We start from the raw sequence: 17,727 nt of genomic DNA, 5'->3' as shown, positions 1-17,727 counted from the left end.
CGGCGTCAGTCCGCCGGTGTCGGCTCGGGGGCGGACTCCGCGGGCTCGGCGGCCGCCTCCGGCGCCGGCTCGGTGCCGTCGCCGATCGTGGCCAGGGCGCGGGCGGCGTCGGGGCCCTCGTCGAGCAGCACGCGGAAGCCGTCGTCGTCCAGGATCGGTGCCTTGACCTGCACCGCCTTGTCGTACTTACTGCCCGGGTCGGCGCCGACGACGACGAACCCGGTCTTCTTGCTGACCGAGCCGGTCACCTTGCCGCCGCGCTCCTGGATCGCGGCGATCGCCTGGTCGCGGCTGAGGTCGCGCAGCGAGCCGGTGACGACGACGGTGACCCCGGTGAGCGGGCCGGGGCCGGCGTCCTCGCCCTCGTCGGCCATGCGGACGCCGGCGGCCCGCCACCGCTCGACGACCCCGCGGTGCCAGTCGACGTCGAACCAGTCGCGGACCGCCTGGGCGATCGTCGGCCCCACGCCGTCGGCGGCCGCGAGCTCCTCCTCGCTCGCCTCGGCGATCCGGTCGAGGGAGCGGAAGTCGCGGGCGAGCGCCTGCGCGGCCGTCGGGCCGACGTGCCGGATCGACAGCGCGACCAGCACGCGCCACAGCGGCACGTCCTTGCGGGTCTGCAGGTTGGCCAGCAGCTTCTGCCCGTTGGCCGACAGGCTGCCGTCCTTCTTCGTGTAGAAGTCCGAGCGCTCCAGCTTCTCCGCGTCGAGGTCGAACAGGTCACCCTCGTCGGTCAGCAGCCCGCTCTGCAGCAGCGAGATCGAGGCCTCGTAGCCGAGGTTCTCGATGTCGAACGCCCCGCGGCCGGCCACGTGGAAGACCCGCTCCCGCAGCTGCGCGGGGCAGGACCGGGCGTTGGGGCAGCGGATGTCGGCGTCGCCCTCCTTCTCCGGGCGCAGCTCGGTGCCGCACTCGGGGCAGTGGGTCGGCATCTGGAACGGGCGCTCGTCGCCGGTGCGGGCGGCCACCACGGGGCCCAGCACCTCCGGGATGACGTCGCCGGCCTTGCGGATGACGACGGTGTCGCCGATCAGCACGCCCTTGCGCACGACCTCGGAGGCGTTGTGCAGGGTGGCCAGCTGCACGGTCGAGCCGGCCACCTTCACCGGCTCCATGTAGGCGAAGGGGGTCACCCGCCCGGTCCGGCCGACGTTGACCCGGATGTCGAGGAGCTTGGTCGTCGCCTCCTCCGGCGGGTACTTGAACGCGATCGCCCAGCGCGGCGCGCGGGAGGTCGACCCGAGCCGGCGCTGCAGCGCGACCTGGTCCACCTTGACCACGACGCCGTCGATCTCGTGCTCGACGGAGTGCCGCTGCTCGCGGTAGCGCTCGATGTAGGCCCACACGCCCTCGAGGTCGTCGACCACCTCGTACCGGTCGCTCACCGGCAGCCCGAGCTCCCGCAGCCGGTCGTAGGCCTGCGACTGCCGCTCGGGCTGCCAGCCGTCGTGGGCGCCGAGGCCGTGCACGATCATCCGCAGCGGCCGCGACGCCGTCACCCGCGCGTCCTTCTGCCGCAGCGAGCCGGCCGCGGCGTTGCGCGGGTTGGCGAACGGCGCCTTGCCCGCCTCCACCAGACCGGCGTTGACCTCGGCGAAGCCCGCCACCGGGAAGTAGATCTCGCCGCGCACCTCGAGCCGCTCGGGGAGGTCGTCGCCGGTGAGCTGCTGCGGGACGCCGGCCATGGTGCGGACGTTGGCGGTGACGTCCTCGCCCGTCGTGCCGTCGCCGCGGGTGGCCGCGCGGACCAGCCGGCCCTTCTCGTAGAGCAGCGCCACGGCGAGCCCGTCGATCTTGAGCTCGCACAGCCAGCTGACCGCGCTGCCGGAGTCGCGCTCCACCCGGGCCGCCCAGGCGGAGAGCTCGTCGCTGCTGAAGACGTTGTCCAGGCTCTGCATCCGCTCCAGGTGCTGCACCGGCGCGAAGGTGGCCGTGAACCCGCCGTTGACCTTCTGGCTCGGCGACTCCGGGGTGACCAGCGCCGGGTGGGCGGCCTCCAGGGCCTTGAGCTCGCCCATGCGCTCGTCGTACTGGCCGTCGCTGACCAGCGGCGCGTCCTGCACGTAGTAGGCGAACGCGTAGCGGTCGAGCTCCTCGGAGAGGTCCCGGTGGCGGGTGCGGACGTCGTCGGGCACCTCCGTCAGGTCCTCCCGGTCGACGGGGGCGGTGACCTGCGGGGTGTCGGTCTCGGCGTCCGTGCTCACGGTGCGAACGGTATCCAGCGCCACCGACAGCGATGCGCACCCTGCCCGATCGTGTGGCGCCTACTCCGGCTGCAGGTAGCGCGCCGCCTCACGCACGTGCGTCATCGCCTCGCGGGCGTAACCGGGAGACGCGCCCGCGAGGCCGCACGACGGCGACAGGGTGACCGCGGCGGCGAGCTCGTCGGCGGCGAAGCCGAGCTCGTTCCACCACGCCCTCAGCCGCGACGCCGTCGCCTTCGGCGCGGGGAGGACGGCGTCCGTGCCCGGCACGACCCCGAGCACCAGGTGCAGGCCGGCGTCGACGGCGGTGCCGACGGCGTCCAGGTCCTGCACCAGCCCGTGGTGGAACGAGACCGCGGCGGCACCCGCGGCCCGGAAGAGCTCCAGCGGTGCCCGGTCCGCGCAGCAGTGCACCACCACCGGGGCGCCGACGGCGTCGACCACCGCCGCCAGCTCCTGCTGCACCACGCTCGCCTCCACCGGCGGGAGCTTCCCGAAGCCGCTGACCGTGGGCAGGCCACCCTGGAGGACGGCGGGGAGGCTGGGCTCGTCCAGCTGCACGACGATCCGCGCGCCGGGCACTCGGGCGGAGACCTCGGCGACGTGCGCGACGATCCCCTCGGCGAGCGACTGGGCCAGGTCCCGTCGGGCCCCGGCGTCGACGACCGCACGGTCCCCGCGCGCCCGCTCCAGCCCGGCGGCCAGCGTCCACGGCCCGGCCGCCTGCACCTTGAACGTGCCGGTGAGCCCGCCGCCGACGTCCTGCAGCGCATCGAGGTCGCGGGCCAGGAAGTCCCGGGCGCGGCGCTGGTCGAGGCCGGTGCGCGGCACCAGCCGCCACCCGGCGGGGGTCAGGTCGACGGCGAGGTCGACCAGCAACGCGGCGCCGCGGCCGAGCAGGTCGGCACCGGCGCCTCGGGCGGGCAGCTCCGGCAGGTGCGGGAGGTCGGGCAGCTCGCCCACGACCACCCGGAGTGCCTCGACCGGGTCGGTGCCCGGCAACGACCCGACGCCGGTGGCCGGCCCCCACACCCGGGGAGCCGGCCCCGGGTCGGGTGCGGCGTCGGTGCGGTCAGGCGTTGGATCGGTCGACGGAGCCACGGCGCCGACGGTAGCCCGCCGCCGTGAGCACCCCGCCGGCCAGCAGGAGCAGGCTCGCGGTGACCACGAGCGGCTGCACGTCCACACCGGTGTAGGCCAGGGCGCCGTCCGCCGATCCGCCGTCCGCGGCCACCGGACGGCTGCCGGTGGCGGTGTGCCCGCCGCCGAGCGTGGGGCGGGCCGCCACGGGAACCGTCCCCCCGGAGACGCCCCCGGCCACCGGCGGAGCGGCCGCGGGAGGGGTGGCCGCCGGCGGCGGGGTCGCGGTCGGCGGGGTCGTCGTCGGCGGCGTTGCGGACAGGTCGCACGGGCCCGTGCCGCTGCGGTCGTCGTCGAACGGCTGGGCCGGGTCGAGCGAGACGGCCCGGTCCAGCGCCGGGGGGCTGACCGGCGACGCGGCACCGATGTAGTCGTTGAGCACGTCCACGTCGTTGGGTCCCGTGGTCGCGGTCGCGCCGGCCGGACGCCCCGCGCGGAACGCGGTGAAGCTGTCGCCGCCCTCGACGAGGAAGGAGTTGGCCACCACCGAGTACTCCGCCGCGAGGTCCAGCGGCTGGCCCCCGATGCGGACGGACGCCGGGTCGACCCGGCTGCCGACCGGCGCGTTCGGGTCGAACGCGTAGGTGAGACCGGAGACCGACAGCTGGAGGAAGCTGGCGGCACCGCTGCGGGTGGCCCACTGCTGCTCGAGCACCTGCTCGATGCCCGCTCCGGTCAGCGTCACCTCGTTGACGGTGTTGCTGAACGGCTGGACGCCGAAGGTCTCGGCGAAGGTGATGCTGCCTGCAGGGGCACCCGTCGCGCAGTTGATGTCCGCGCGCAGGCCGCCGGGGTTCATGAAGGCGACGTCGGCGCCGGGCCAGGCGGCGAGCTGGGCGTCGGCGACGAGGTTGCCGAGCGAGGACTCGCGGTCGCGGGCGGGCGCGCCGGCCAGGTAGGCGCGGTCGAGGTCCGCGGTCTGGGCGCCGACCACCTCGGCGCCCTCCGCGGCGGCCCGCGCCTCCCAGTAGGCGACGATCGCCTGGATCGCGGGGTCGGGCGCGGTCCGCCGGACCGGGACGTTCGTGGCCGTGCTCGCGGAGCGGTCCACGTCCCCGGTCGAGGTCAGCGTGAGCCGGATGTCGGTCAGCGCCTTGCCGTAGAAGCCGGCCTGCGTGACCAGCCTCGGCGCACCCGCGGGATCGGTCAGCGTGCAGTCGTAGGGCACGTGCGTGTGCGCGCTGACCAGCACGTCGACCGAGGGCAGGACCGCCGCGTTGATCGCCGCGATCGGCGTCTCCGCCAGAGCCCCCTGACAGGTGTCGAAGCCGCCGTTCGCGGTCAGCGTGCCGCCCTCGTGGATCATCGCCACGATCGCCTCGACGCCCATGCCCTGCAGGACGGCGGCGTACTGGTTGATCGCGGCGGCCTCGTCGCCGAAGGACAGGCCCGCGATCCCGCCGGGGCTGACGATGTTCGGGGTGTCGTCGGTGACGACACCGATGAGGCCCACCCGGTTGCCGCGGGTGTCGGTGAAGACCTCGTACGGCGGGAGGATCGGCTCCCCCGTCGCCGTGTCCACGACGTTCGCAGCGAGGTAGGGGAAGTCGGCGCCCTCGAACTCGTGCCCGGCGTCGCCGAAGCAGCCGTCGACGCCGGGGGTGATCCCCTGACAGGCGGTGACGTCGTCCGAGCCCTCGCCGTCCGTGGCACCGGAGATCCGGTACAGCTCGTCCTGGCCGCGGTCGAACTCGTGGTTGCCGACCGAGCTGTAGTCCAGGCCGAGGGCGTTGAGCACCTCGATGGTGGGCTCGTCGCGGAAGACGCTGGAGTTGAACGGCGAGGCGCTGACCAGGTCGCCGGCCCCGACGAAGACGGAGTCGCCGGCGTTGCCGAACGACGACCGCAGCTGCGCCAGCGTGGTGGCGATGTTCGCCGCGCCACCGACGGTCTCGGTCACGTCGTCGGTGGGTGCGGGGTCGCCGTACACCCCGTCGGGACCGGGCGAGGTGACCAGCGTGCCGTCGCCGCCCTCCTGCGGGCTGATCCGCCCGTGGAAGTCGTTCATCGCGATGATCTGGACCTGGTCACCGGTGGCGGCGGTGGCCGTTCCGGGGAGCCCGACGAGGGCGCTGGTGCCGGCCGCCGCGAGGGCGGCGACGACGGACAGGCGCGTTCTGCGCACGAGACGTTCCTCCAGGACGGTGCACACCCGGGGAGGGGTGGCGAGGCGGGCGGAGCCCGCGCGGGCACTCGGTGAGGCGACCGTCCGTGACGGACCGGTACGCCCCGGAGACCGTAACCGCCGCCACGGACCCGGACCAGGGTCCGGCGGGAGACGTTCCCCCGAGTCAACCCGCGCGCAGGACCGCGGCCTGGCCCAGGACCAGGTCCCCGCGCGCGGCGTCGGGCAGGTAGAGCACCGCCGACTGCCCCGGCGCGACGCCGCGCTGGACCTCGTCGAGGACGACGACCAGCCCCTCGGGGACGGCGTCCACCGAGCACGGCACCGGAGCCGCGTGCGCCCGCAGCTGGACCTCCGCGCGCAGCGGCAGCACCGGCGCCGGGCCGGTCCAGGTCGGGACCCCGGTGCGCACCTCGGTGACCCCCGCGAGGTCCGCGGTGCCGATGGTGACCGTCCGGGTCACCGGCTCGATGCCGAGCACGTAGCGCGGCCGCTGGTCACCCGCGCTCACGCCGAGCCCCCGCCGCTGGCCGACGGTGAACCCGTAGGCACCCGAGTGCTGCCCGACGGTCTCGCCGGTGGTCGCGTCGACCAGCGGCCCGGGCTGCTCCCCCAGCCGCCGGGCGAGGAACCCGCGGGTGTCGCCGTCGGGGATGAAGCAGATGTCGTGGGAGTCGGCCTTGGTGGCGACGGCGAAGCCGCGCTCCGCCGCGATCTCCCGCACCCGCTCCTTGGTCATGGACCCGAGCGGGAACACCGCACCCGCCAGCTGCGTGGGCGTGAGCACGGCCAGCACGTACGACTGGTCCTTGGCGGCGTCGACCGAGCGGCGCAGTTGCCCCTCGGCCAGCCGGGCGTGGTGGCCGGTGACGACCGCGTCGAAGCCCAGCGCCCGGGCCCGGTCCAGGACGGCGCTGAACTTGATCTTCTCGTTGCAGCGCAGGCACGGGTTGGGCGTGCGGCCGGCCGCGTACTCGGCCACGAAGTCCTCGACGACGTCGGCGGCGAACCGCTCGGCGAGGTCCCACACGTAGAAGGGGATGCCCAGCTCGTCGGCGACGCGACGGGCGTCGTGGGCGTCCTCGACGCTGCAGCACCCGCGGGCGCCGCTGCGCAGCGTCTGCCGGTCCGGCGACAGCGCCAGGTGCACGCCGGTGACATCGTGGCCGGCGTCGACCGCCAGCGCCGCGGCGACCGCCGAGTCCACGCCGCCGCTCATGGCCGCGAGCACCCTCACGACAGACACCTCACGCCCGGCTCATCCCCGCCCGGCGGGCCCGCTCCACCACCGGCGCGATCACGTCGAGCACGGCGTCGACGTCGGCCTCGGTCGAGGTCGAGCCCAGCGAGAACCGCAGCGAGCTGCGGGCCCGGTCGGGGTCGGCCCCCACCCCGAGCAGCACGTGGCTGGGCCGGGCGACGCCGGCGCTGCACGCCGAGCCCGTGGAGCACTCGACCTCGCGGGCGTCGAGCAGCATGAGCAGCGCGTCGCCCTCGGCGCCGGGGAAGGACAGGTGCGCGTTGCCGGGCAGCCGCCCGGGGCCGCCGGCGAGCTCGTCGTCCAGCGGGGCGCCGTTGAGCTGCGCGTCGGGCACCTGGGCCACCACGCCGGAGACCAGCCGGTCGCGCAGGCCCGCGAGCCGGACGGCGCGGTCCTCGCGGCGGGCGACGGCGACGTCGGCGGCGACCGCCAGGCCGACGATCGCGGCCACGTCCAGCGTGCCGGAGCGCACGTCGCGCTCCTGCCCACCGCCGTGCAGCAGCGGCATGCAGGGCGCGTCGCGGCGCAGCAGCAGCGCGCCGGCGCCCATGGGGCCGCCCAGCTTGTGCCCGGTGAGCGTGAGCGCGTCGACGCCGCTGGCGCCGAAGTCGACCGGCACCTGCCCGACCGCCTGCACCGCATCGGTGTGGACCGGTACCCCGACCTCGTGCGCGACGGCGGCGAGGGCCGCGAGGTCGCTCACCGTGCCGATCTCGTTGTTGGCCCACATGACGCTGACCAGCGCGACGTCGGCGCCGTCGCCGAGCGCCTCGCGCAGCGCCGCGGGGCTGATCCGGCCGGTCGGCTCCACCGGCAGCCAGGTGACCTCGGCGCCGTCGTGCTTGGCCAGCCACTCGACGCTGTCGAGCACCGCGTGGTGCTCGAGGGGGCTGGTGACGATCCGGCGGCGCTGCGGGTCGGCCTCGCGGCGGGCCCAGAACATGCCCTTGACGGCGAGGTTGTCGCTCTCGGTGCCGCCACCGGTGAACAGCACCTCCGACGGGCGGGCGCCCAGCGCCGCGGCCAGCCGCTCGCGGGCCTGCTCCGCGGTGCGCCGGGCCGCGCGGCCGCTGGCGTGCAGCGAGGACGCGTTGCCCACCCGGCCCAGCTGCTCGGTCATCGCCGCCAGCACCTCGGGGAGCAGCGGCGTCGTGGCCGCGTGGTCCAGGTACGTCACTGGCCCTCCTCGCTGGCGCTCGTCGGCCACGTGACAGTCATGCGCGTCCCTCGCGCGGTCCGCGCTCGGTCGCCGTCCCCAATGTAGTCGCGGGCGACGGGACCGCCGGTCGGGCCGGGGAGCCACCGGCCCGCGGCGCCACCAGCGCGCCGGTCGTGGACACGGCGGTCAGCAGCGCGACGGCGATCAGGACCGCGGCCGACAGCGACAGCGACCCCTCCGACGACGCCCCGACGAGGACGCCCACGACCCCCACGCACAGCGCCCCGGTGGTGACGTCGGCGATCTGCAGCGCCGCGGAGTCCGCGCCCCGCCGGTGCTCGGGAGAGTGCTCGAACAGCAGCACGCCCACGCTGGGCATGCCGAGCCCCATCCCGAGTCCCGCGACCGCCCACGTGACGTAGGCCGGCCAGCCGCCGAGCCCCGGGACGGCGACCAGGGCGGTGCCGGCGACGCCGAGGGTGAGCAGCACGAACCCGGCACGCAGCAGCCGGACGCGGGAGAGCCCGGGACGCCGGCCCTGGGAGTACGACGCCAGCGCCCAGCCCAGCGACCCGGCGGTCAGCGGGACACCGGCCGCGACCGGCGAGTAGCCGTGCAGGTGCATCAGGCTCAGCGGCAGGAGCGCGTCGACGCCGAAGAACGCCCCGGCCAGCAGACCGCGGGAGGCGACGACCGTCGGCAGGCCCCGGCGGGCGCGGGCCGTGCCGGGCGGGAGCAGGGGACGCAGCCCGAGGACGAGGGCTCCCACCCCGGCCACCGCGAGGACCACGGCGGGGCCGTCGAGCCGCTGACCGGCGTACTGCAACGCGGCGATGCCCAGACCGGCCAGACCGGCCCACCACTTCCGGGCCGGGTCGGCCGCTGCCGTGCCGTCGGGGACCGGCAGCACCCGCAGGGACGGCAGCATCAGCAGCAGGCCCAGCAGCACGAGCGGGAGCAGCCCGAGGAAGACCAGCCGCCAGCTGGCGTGCTCGGTCACCAGCCCGGAGACGACCGGCCCGACGAGCGAGGGCACCACCCACGCGGTGGAGAAGGCGCCGAACAGGGCCGGTCGCAGGGCGGCCGGGAAGCCCTGACCGGCGACGACGTACAGCGAGACGGCGATGAGTCCCGCCCCGAGCCCCTGGACGGCCCGGCCGCCGACGAGCGCAGCCATCGACCCGGCGACCCCCGCGGCGAGCAGGCCCACCGCGAACACGACGACGCCGGCCAGCAGCGCCGTCCGCGGTCCGCGCCGGTCCCCGACGTCGCCGCCGACGACCATCCCCAGGACCGAGGCCACGAGGTAGGCGGAGAACGGCCAGCCGTACCAGGCCAGCCCGTCGAGCTCGGCGACCGCGGTCGGCATCGCCGTCCCGACGGCCATCGCCTCGAACGCCACCAGGGTGACGAGCATCAGCAGGCCCGTGGTCCGCAGCCGCAGCCGCGGGCCGAAGATCCCCTCGTCGGCCACCGGTGCCTCCCTCCCCTGCCGGTCCGGCCCCGGACGCGATCGGGCGCCGGCCTCCTGGGAGGAGACCGGCGCCCGATCGGAACGGGTGCTGCGTTACTTGCGCGCGGTGATCTGCTCGGTCGCCTGCGGGACGACGACGTTCAGGTCGCCGACCACACCGAAGTCCGCCAGCTCGAAGATCGGGGCCTCGGGGTCCTTGTTGATGGCCACGATGGTCTTCGAGGTCTGCATGCCGGCCCGGTGCTGGATGGCGCCGGAGATGCCGACCGCGACGTAGAGCTGCGGCGACACCGTCTTGCCGGTCTGCCCGACCTGGAAGCTGTGCGGGTAGAAGCCGGAGTCGACGGCGGCGCGCGAGGCACCGACGGCGGCACCGAGGGAGTCCGCGAGGGCCTCGATGATGGAGAAGTTCTCCGCCGAGGCGACGCCGCGACCGCCGGAGACGACGATCCCGGCCTCGGTGAGCTCGGGCCGCGAGGACTTCTGCTCGACGACGCGGTCGACCACGCGGGTGGCCTTGGCGGCGTCGGAGATCGACACGGTGACCTGCTGCTCGGTGCCCGCGGCCGGAGCCGGCTCGGGGGTGACCGAGTTGCCGCGCAGGGTGTAGATCGGCGTCCCGACGTTCACCTTCGAGTGCACGATGACCTGGCCGGCGAAGGCCAGCTGGGTCGCGGTGCCGTCGGGCTGGATCTCGGTGACGTCGGTCAGGAAACCGCTGCCGGTCTTGAGCGCCAGACGGGCGGCGATCTCCTTGCCCTCCGGCGAGGAGGGGATGACCACGGCGGCCGGCGACTTCTCGCCCACCAGCTGGGCGAGCACCTCGGCCTTGGGGGCGACGAGGAACTCGTCGACCTCGGGGCTCTCGGCGACGTAGACCGTCGCCGCGCCGTACTCGGCCAGCTTCTCGCGCAGGACGGCGCCGACGCCCGGGGCGCCGATCACCACTGCGGACACGTCACCGAGGGCGCGGGCGGCGGTGAGCGCCTCCAGCGTCGTCTTGCGCGCACCGTCACCGGTGGCGTTGACCTCGGCCAGGACCAGGACCTCTGCCATGACTGTTCGTCTCCTCTTCCGCGTCGATCCGGGTCAGACGATCTTCTGGCCGGCGAGGTAGTCGACGAACTTCTGGGCGCCGTCGCCCTCGTCGGTCACCTTGACGCCCTCGCCCTTGGGCGGGCGGCCGGCGAAGTCGACCACCGAGCTGGTGGCGCTGCCGAGACCCACCGTGGAGGGGTCGATGCCGAGGTCGGCCAGCGTCTTGGTCTCGACCGGCTTCTTCTTCGCCGCCATGATCCCCTTGAACGAGGGGTAGCGCGGCTCGTTGATGGTGTCCCAGGTGGACACGATCGCCGGCAGCGGGGCCTCGAGCGCCCAGTAGCCACCGTCGGTCTGCCGGTTCACCTTCACCGTCGAGCCCTCGACGGTCAGCTTCTGCGCGCCCGACACCTGCGGCAGCCCGAGGCGCTCGGCCAGCAGGGCCGGCATGACCGCCACCTGCCCGTCGGTCGAGGTGGCGCCGGTGAGGATGAGGTCGTACTCCATCTGCTGCAGCGCCGCGGCCAGGATCGCCGAGGTCTGGATGGCGCACGAGCCGTGGATCGCGTCGTCGACGACGTGGACGGCCTTGTCGGCACCCATCGACAGCGCCTTGCGGATCGCGTCGGTGGCGCTGGCGGGACCCACGGTCAGCACCGTGACCTCACCGCCCTGCGCCTCCTTGACCGTGAGCGCCTCCTCGATGGCGTACTCGTCGATCTCGTTCACGACGTTGTCCGCGCCGGCACGGGCGACGGTGTTGTCCGACGGGTCCAGCGTGCGCTGGGTACCCGAGTCCGGGACCTGCTTGACCAGAACGACGATGTTCATCGCCAGACCTACCTCCGAGTACGTGCGGGGGACGCGAGCCCGACGGCCCGCCTGGCTCCGATCATGGAGGTTACTTCCAGGTAAAGACGCCGGGGCTGTCGGAGGCCGGTGAGCCCGGTCACCCGGGGGGTGCCCACTCCCCCGTCTCGGTGAAACGGCGCAGCGTGGCGGCGGCCGGAGCGAGGTCCAGGCCCTGCCCGGCGACCCACTCGTCCGAGTAGTACGTGTGCGCGTACCGCTCGCCGCCGTCGCACAGCAGGGTGACGACGCTGCCCTGCACCCCGGCCCGCAGCATCTCCGCGACCAGCGCGAAGGCGCCCCACAGGTTGGTGCCGGTGGAGCCCCCGGCGCGCCGGCCGGTGGCCTCGGCGAGGTGCCGCATGGCAGCCAGGGAGGCCGCGTCGGGGACGCCGATCATCCGGTCGACGATCGTGGGGACGAACGACGGCTCGACCCGCGGCCGGCCGATGCCCTCGATCCGCGACGAGATGCCGGTCGTGCAGTCCCGGTCCCCGGAGGTGTAGCCCGGGAGGAACGCCGAGTTCTCCGGGTCGACGACGGCCAGCCGGGTGGGGAAGCGCCGGTAGCGGATGAAGCGGCCGATGGTGGCGCTCGTCCCGCCGGTGCCCGCACCGACGACGACCCACTCCGGCACCGGGGAACGTTCCAGCGCCATCTGCTCGAAGATCGACTCGGCGATGTTGTTGTTGCCGCGCCAGTCGGTGGCCCGCTCGGCGAAGGTGAACTGGTCCAGGAAGTGCCCGCCGCACTCCGCGGCGAGCCGCCGCGCCTCCTCGTAGATCTCCGGCGGGTCGGCCACGAAGTGACAGCGGCCGCCGTGGAACTCGATGAGCGCGACCTTCTCCTCGCTCGTCGACGCCGGCATCACCGCGACGAACGGCAGCCCGAGCATCCGGGCGAAGTAGGCCTCGCTGATCGCCGTCGACCCGCTGGAGGCCTCGACCACGGTGGTGCCCTCGGAGATCTGCCCGGAGCAGAGGCCGTAGAGGAACAGCGAGCGGGCGAGACGGTGCTTCAGGCTGCCGGTCGGGTGGGTCGACTCGTCCTTCAGGTAGAGGTCGATGCCCCACTCGGGCGGCAGCGGATAGCTCAGCAGGTGGGTGTCGGCGCTGCGGTGCGCGTCGGCCTCCACGACCGCGACCGCGCGGTCCACCCAGGCGCGCCGCGCCGGGTCCGACCGGTCGACATCCGTGCTGCCCGGGACGCTCACCGGGCCATGGTGACGGACGAGGCGGCCGATGTCCGGACCCGGGCGACGCCACACCCGTGTCGCCCCCCGACTCCGGTGCGCGATGCCGAGCCGCGCCGGACGCGGAAGGACCTTCTCCGGCCGCTGCGCGGCTCCTATCCTCCGCCCACCGTGAGCGCCCAGCTCACCGGACGGGGGGCGGCCGGCGGCCCGGTCGTCAGGGGAGCGCACGCCATGACTGAGCGCCGATTCGGTCCGTACGTACTCCAGGAGATTCTCGGTGTCGGCGGGATGGGCGAGGTGTGGCGAGCCCACGACACCCGGCGCGAGCGCTCGGTCGCACTGAAGCTCCTGCCGGAGTCCCTGGGCCAGGACCCGGAGTTCCGGGCCCGCTTCCGTCGCGAGTCCCACGTCGCGGCCCGGCTCCGCGAGCCGCACGTCATCCCCATCCACGACTACGGCGAGATCGACGGTCGGATGTTCATCGACATGCGCCTGGTGGACGGCCCCGACCTCGGCGAGCTCCTCAAGGAGGGCCCGCTGCCGGCCGAACGTGCTGTCCGCCTGCTCTCGCAGGTCGCCGACGCGCTCGAGGCCGCGCACTCCGACGCGCTCGTGCACCGTGACGTCAAGCCGAGCAACGTCCTGGTGACCGCGAACGACTTCGTCTACGTCGTCGACTTCGGCATCGCCCGGTCGATCGGCAGCACCCGGACGTCCCTGACCATCACCGGCGCGACCGTCGGCACCCTCGACTACATGGCGCCCGAGCGGTTCACCAACCAGCCGCTCGACGGACGGGTCGATGTCTACTCCCTGGCCTGCGTGTTCTCCGAGTGCCTCACCGCCGTCCGCCCCTTCCGCGGCGACGACCTCCCCGCCCTGCTGTACGCGCACCTGTACACCGACCCGCCGTGCCCGAGCAAGGTGGTGCCCACGGTCCCGGCCGGCATGGACGAGGTCGTGCGGAAGGGCATGGCCAAGAAGCCGGAGGACCGGTACAGCACCCCCGTCGAGCTCATGTCCGCCGCGCGCCGCGCTCTGACCGCAGACGCCGCTGCACACGACGTGGCACACGTGCAGGCACACCCGATGGCCCCCGAGACGATCCGGACCGCCGTCCCCGATCCCTGGGTCGCCGCGCAGCAGGTCCACGGCGGCTACCTGGGGGCGGCCGCGCACAAGATGGGCGTGGTCTCGGCGGGCGGCGTGCACAAGTCGGTGGAGCAGTTGCCGCCGCCCTCCTGGGGACCGGGCGGTCCGGCGTCGCCGCCCGCCCAGGAGCGGCGCGCGGGAGACGGGCCGGGGCGCCGGACGGCTCTCATCGCCGGTCTCCTCACGCTCCTCCTCGTGGCCGGCCTGGTCACCTACCTGCTGTGGCCCGCGGGGGACGGCGACGGCGACACCGCCGGGAGCACCGCCGAGCCCCCCGTGGAGCCCGAGAGCAGCAGCAGCGCCCCAGCCACGTCGGCGGCACCACCGCCGGCCCCGCTACCGAGCATCGCGGTGCCCACGGCGGTCGGCGTCCCCATCGCGGTGCCTCCGACGCCCGGTTTCCTCGCTGTCGCCCCCAACGGCCGTTACGCCTACATCACTCACGGGGAAGCAGGCGTCGTGTCGGTGCTGGACCTGACATCACTGCAGATCAACGCGACCATCCCCATCGAGGCGGGTCCCCCGCGTTTCGTCACCTTCTCGCCGAGCGGCGACCGGGCCTACATCACGGTCTACAACGCCGACTACTCCCGTAACGCGGTCGTCTTCGTCGACACGGCCAGCAACGAGGTCACCGCGACCGTGCCGGTCGGGCATCGCCCGTTCGCGCCCGCGACCTCGCGCGACGGCGACCGGCTCTTCATCCCGCTGCACAACGAGGGCCGGGTCGAGGTGCTCGACACCGCAACCGCGCAGGAGGTCGACTCGTACGAGGTGCCACCCAACCCGCACTGGATCGCGATCAGCGCTGACGGCACGCGCGCCTACACGGCCAATCACGAGTCCGACGTCATCACCGTCCTCGACCTCACCGCCGGCGGCCGGGTCCTGGGCACTCTGCCGGCGGGCGACTCACCGCACAGCGTGGCCCTCTCACCCGACGGCAGCCGAGTGGCCGTCGTCTCCTACGACAGCAGCGACGTCCGGCTCGTCGACACGGCGACCGACCAGCTGGTGGCCACTGGACCAGTGGGCCTGCGCCCGCAGGACGTCACGTGGGCGCCGGACGGGCGCCGCTTCTATACCGCCGACGTCGACGGCAACACGATGTCGGTGGTCACCGCAGACACCCTCACCGTGACCGCGAGCGTGCCGGCCGGTGACGATCCGACCAGCGTCGGCGTCTCCCCGGATGGGAGCCACGCCTACGTCACCGACCTGGCGACTGCCACGGTCCGGGTGTTCGATCTGACCGGCTGACGGCCCGTCAGGCCTCCACCGACGGCTCGGCGGCGGCCACCAGCGCCGGCCGCTCGGCCGGGGTGACGGTCACCGCCGTGCCGGGGGTGAGCGCCTGGCTCTCGACGCTGGGGACGTCGACCAGGACCTCCAGCCCGTCCGGCAGCGCGACGGCGATCCGGGTGACGGCGCCGGAGAACGTCCGGGTGACGACCCGGCCGTGCCCGCGGTCGTCGGCGGTCACCAGCAGCCCCTCCGGGCGGACCAGCGCCACGGCGGCACCGGGCGGCGGTGTGGCGCCGAGGATCTCGCGACGGACGCCGAGGAACTCCACGTCGCCGTCGCCGAGCACGGCGGGGATGCGGTTCATCGTGCCGACGAAGCCCGCGACGAAGGCGGTGGCGGGCCGCTCGTAGAGCTCGTCGGGCGTGGCGACCTGCTCGAGCCGGCCGGCCCGCATGACGCCGACCCGGTCGGCCACCGACAGCGCCTCGGCCTGGTCGTGGGTGACGAAGACCGTGGTGATGCCGAGCTCGAGCTGGAGGCGCCGGATCTCCTCCCGCAGCTGGAGCCGGACCTGCGCGTCCAGCGCCGACAACGGCTCGTCGAGCAGCAGCACCCGCGGCTCGACGGCGAGCGCCCGGGCCAGCGCCACCCGCTGCTGCTGGCCGCCGGAGAGCTGGTGGGGGTACCGGCCGGCCCGGTCGGCGAGGCCGACCAGCTCCAGCAGCTCCGCCGCCCGGTCGCGCCGCTCGGCCTTGCTCCCGCGCCGGCGCACCCGCAGCCCGAAGGCGACGTTGTCGGCGACGGTGAGGTTCGGGAACAGGCTGTAGGCCTGGAAGACCATGCCCATGTCCCGCTTGTTGGCCGGGACGCCGGTGACGTCCTCGCCGTCGAGCAGCACGCTGCCGCTGTCGGGGCGCTCGAAGCCGGCGATGGCGCGCAGGGCCGTCGTCTTCCCGCAGCCGGAGGGCCCGAGCAGGGCGAGGAACTCCCCGCCGGCGATGTCGAGGTCCAGACCGTCGAGGGCGAGCACGGAGCCGTACTGCCGGGTGAGACCGGAGAGCCGGACGGCGACCCCCGGACGGCGGCGGAGCTCCGCGGCGGCGCCCTCCCGCGGGAGCGCGGCGGCCGGGGTGGACGGGACGGCGGTCATGCGGGGTCCTCTCCCCCGCGCCGGCGGTCCAGCGCGGAGATCAGCAGCAGCAGCGCCCAGGTGAGCATCAGCGAGAGCACCGACACCGCCACCGACAGCTGCGGCTCGGCGGCCGCGGCCTTGACGATCCAGGTGGGGAACGTCTCGAAGCCGAGGATGTTGGCGACCGTGAACTCGCCGAGCACCAGCGCGACGGTCAGGAAGGCGGCGTTGAGCACCGAGGTGCGCAGCATCGGCAGCACGACCGAGGCCATCACCTGCGGCCACGAGGCACCGAGGTTGCGGGCGGCCTCGGTGAGGGTGCGCAGGCCGGCGCCGCGGACCCCGGCGTCCAAGGCGCGGTAGGCGAACGGCATCGCCAGCACCACGTAGACCAGCACGAGGATCCAGGGCAGCTCGGGCTCCTGGAGCGCGAACATGAACTCCGCGACCGGGGTGCCGAGGAAGTAGTCCGGCGCCCACGCCAGCACGCTGCGGACACCGACGACGAGCGCGATCGGCGGCAGCACCAGCGGCAGGAGGGTCAGCACCTCGACCGTCGTCCGCAGCCGGGGCAGCCGCAGCTCGACCAGCATCACGAGCGGCAGGAGCAGCGCGAGCACGATGAGCACGGTCAGCAGCGCCAGCAGCAGCGAGCGGCCGAACGCCTCGGCGAAGCCCTCCGCGCCGGGGATCCGCGTGTAGGGCTCGACGGTGATCCCACCGCCGCGGCGGTTCTCGAGCGTGTACCAGATCGAGGCACCCAGCGGGATCAGGAAGTAGGCCCCGAGGACGGCGAAGACGACCCAGCGCCACCACCCGGTGCCCCGCCGGCGTCCCGGCCGGCCGGGCGTCTCCGGGGCGACGCTTCCGGCGCCGGTGACGCCGGTGGTCATGGCCGTCATCCCAGCCACCGCTGGGCGCGCCGCTGGACCCACGCGTAGAAGACCATCACCAGGCCGATGAGCACGACCATGCCCAGCGCCAGCGCCTTGCCCAGGTTCTCGGCACCGACGACGACGTTGCTCGACAGCGAGTCGGCGATCTGCAGGGTGACCAGCGGCACGCTGCTGCCCACCAGGGCCCGGGCTGTGGCGTAGGCGGCGAACGAGGAGGCGAACAGCAGCATCGTCGCGCCCAGCACCGGCGGGGCGAGCACCGGACCGCCGACGTGGCGCCAGTACTGCCAGCCGCTCGCGCCCAGGTTGTCGGCGGCCTCCCGCCACTGCGGCCGCAGCGCCTCGAGCGCCGGGACGATGGTGAGGACCATCAGCGGGATGAGGAAGTACAGGTAGACCAGGCCCAGACCGGCCATCGAGGCCAGCGAGAAGTCGTCGAAGCCGAAGACGTCGGTGATCAGCGAGGTGACGACGCCGGCGTTGCCGATCGCGGCCAGGAAGGCGAACGCCAGCGGGATGCCGCCGAAGTTGGCGAGGACACCGGCGGCGGTGAAGACCAGCCGGCGCAGCAGCAGCCCGCGGCGGGACCGCTGGATCGCCACGGCCAGTGCCAGACCCAGGACCGCGGCCAGCACCGCGGTGGTCGCCGAGAGCTGCAGGCTGCCCATGTAGGCCCGCCCGTAGGCGCCCTCGGTGATCCGCCCGATGTTGTCGGTGGACCAGCCCTCCTCGAAGGTGACCGGGTCGGTGACGCGGAACGCCTCCACCGCCAGCAGGCCGATGGGCAGCAGCAGGAAGACCGCGAGGTAGACGAAGAACGGCAGCGTGCCGAGCACGGCCGTGAGAGTGGCGCGGTG

Annotated in this window: 13 protein-coding genes; 1 reads left to right on the top strand and 12 read right to left on the bottom strand. The window is 74.2% G+C overall.

The features are described from left to right. Window positions 1-5 precede the first annotated feature (5 nt). The 9 genes from ligA to N555_RS0117690 form a co-directional block, all read right to left on the bottom strand. Window positions 6-2,204 carry an NAD-dependent DNA ligase LigA gene (gene ligA / locus N555_RS0117730; RefSeq protein WP_051684195.1) on the bottom strand — a complete coding sequence of 733 codons (2,199 nt, stop codon included), beginning with the start codon at window positions 2,202-2,204 and terminating at the stop codon, window positions 6-8. A 60-nt stretch (window positions 2,205-2,264) separates the two neighbouring features. Next, a complete protein-coding gene (locus tag N555_RS0117725) occupies window positions 2,265-3,305 on the bottom strand; it encodes a methionine synthase (RefSeq protein WP_081866318.1) in 1,041 nt (346 codons plus the stop codon). Further along, the gene (locus N555_RS0117720) at window positions 3,277-5,469 is read right to left on the bottom strand and encodes a bifunctional metallophosphatase/5'-nucleotidase (RefSeq protein ID WP_156036404.1); all 2,193 of its coding nucleotides are present in this window, start codon (window positions 5,467-5,469) and stop codon (window positions 3,277-3,279) included. Before N555_RS0117720 ends, N555_RS0117725 begins: the two co-directional genes overlap by 29 nt. A 166-nt stretch (window positions 5,470-5,635) precedes the next feature. Further along, entirely contained in the window at window positions 5,636-6,706 is a 1,071-nt protein-coding gene (gene mnmA, locus N555_RS0117715) for a tRNA 2-thiouridine(34) synthase MnmA (protein ID WP_029432835.1), read from the bottom strand. A gap of 10 nt (window positions 6,707-6,716) precedes the next feature. Beyond that, window positions 6,717-7,907, bottom strand: coding sequence for a cysteine desulfurase family protein (locus N555_RS0117710; protein ID WP_029432834.1), 1,191 nt, complete (start codon window positions 7,905-7,907; stop codon window positions 6,717-6,719). A gap of 37 nt (window positions 7,908-7,944) precedes the next feature. After that, complete coding sequence (locus N555_RS0117705; protein ID WP_051684194.1) at window positions 7,945-9,363, bottom strand: MFS transporter; 1,419 nt, start codon at window positions 9,361-9,363, stop codon at window positions 7,945-7,947. 93 nt (window positions 9,364-9,456) lie between these two features. After that, on the bottom strand, window positions 9,457-10,419 hold the full coding sequence (locus N555_RS0117700) for an electron transfer flavoprotein subunit alpha/FixB family protein (RefSeq protein ID WP_029432832.1): 963 nt from the start codon (window positions 10,417-10,419) through the stop codon (window positions 9,457-9,459). A 33-nt stretch (window positions 10,420-10,452) separates the two neighbouring features. Continuing rightward, complete coding sequence (locus tag N555_RS0117695; RefSeq protein ID WP_029432831.1) at window positions 10,453-11,232, bottom strand: electron transfer flavoprotein subunit beta/FixA family protein; 780 nt, start codon at window positions 11,230-11,232, stop codon at window positions 10,453-10,455. Window positions 11,233-11,350: 118 nt separating this feature from the next. Next, entirely contained in the window at window positions 11,351-12,463 is a 1,113-nt protein-coding gene (locus tag N555_RS0117690; RefSeq protein WP_029432830.1) for an L-cysteine desulfhydrase Cds1, read from the bottom strand. Window positions 12,464-12,676: 213 nt separating this feature from the next. On the opposite strand from N555_RS0117690, the gene N555_RS26995 reads away from it, so the two are divergent. Next, on the top strand, window positions 12,677-14,857 hold the full coding sequence (locus tag N555_RS26995; protein WP_156036403.1) for a serine/threonine-protein kinase: 2,181 nt from the start codon (window positions 12,677-12,679) through the stop codon (window positions 14,855-14,857). 7 nt (window positions 14,858-14,864) lie between these two features. Here N555_RS26995 and N555_RS0117680 read toward each other — a convergent pair whose 3' ends face one another. Genes N555_RS0117680 through N555_RS0117670 form a run of 3 tightly spaced genes read right to left on the bottom strand, consistent with a single transcriptional unit; the run spans window position 14,865 to window position 17,706 of the window. Continuing rightward, window positions 14,865-15,992, bottom strand: a complete 1,128-nt coding sequence (locus tag N555_RS0117680) for an ABC transporter ATP-binding protein (RefSeq protein ID WP_051684192.1) — start codon at window positions 15,990-15,992, stop codon at window positions 14,865-14,867. Continuing rightward, window positions 15,989-16,876, bottom strand: a complete 888-nt coding sequence (locus N555_RS0117675) for an ABC transporter permease subunit (protein ID WP_197029059.1) — start codon at window positions 16,874-16,876, stop codon at window positions 15,989-15,991. The genes N555_RS0117680 and N555_RS0117675 overlap by 4 nt, the downstream gene beginning before the upstream one ends. After that, entirely contained in the window at window positions 16,873-17,706 is an 834-nt protein-coding gene (locus N555_RS0117670) for an ABC transporter permease (RefSeq protein ID WP_081866316.1), read from the bottom strand. Before N555_RS0117670 ends, N555_RS0117675 begins: the two co-directional genes overlap by 4 nt. Window positions 17,707-17,727 lie beyond the last annotated feature (21 nt).

The organism is Blastococcus sp. URHD0036 (assembly GCF_000701365.1).
Taxonomy (GTDB): domain Bacteria; phylum Actinomycetota; class Actinomycetes; order Mycobacteriales; family Geodermatophilaceae; genus Trujillonella.
The sequence above is the reverse complement of the archived record's forward strand: the minus strand, read 5'-3'. Positions and strand labels throughout refer to the sequence as shown.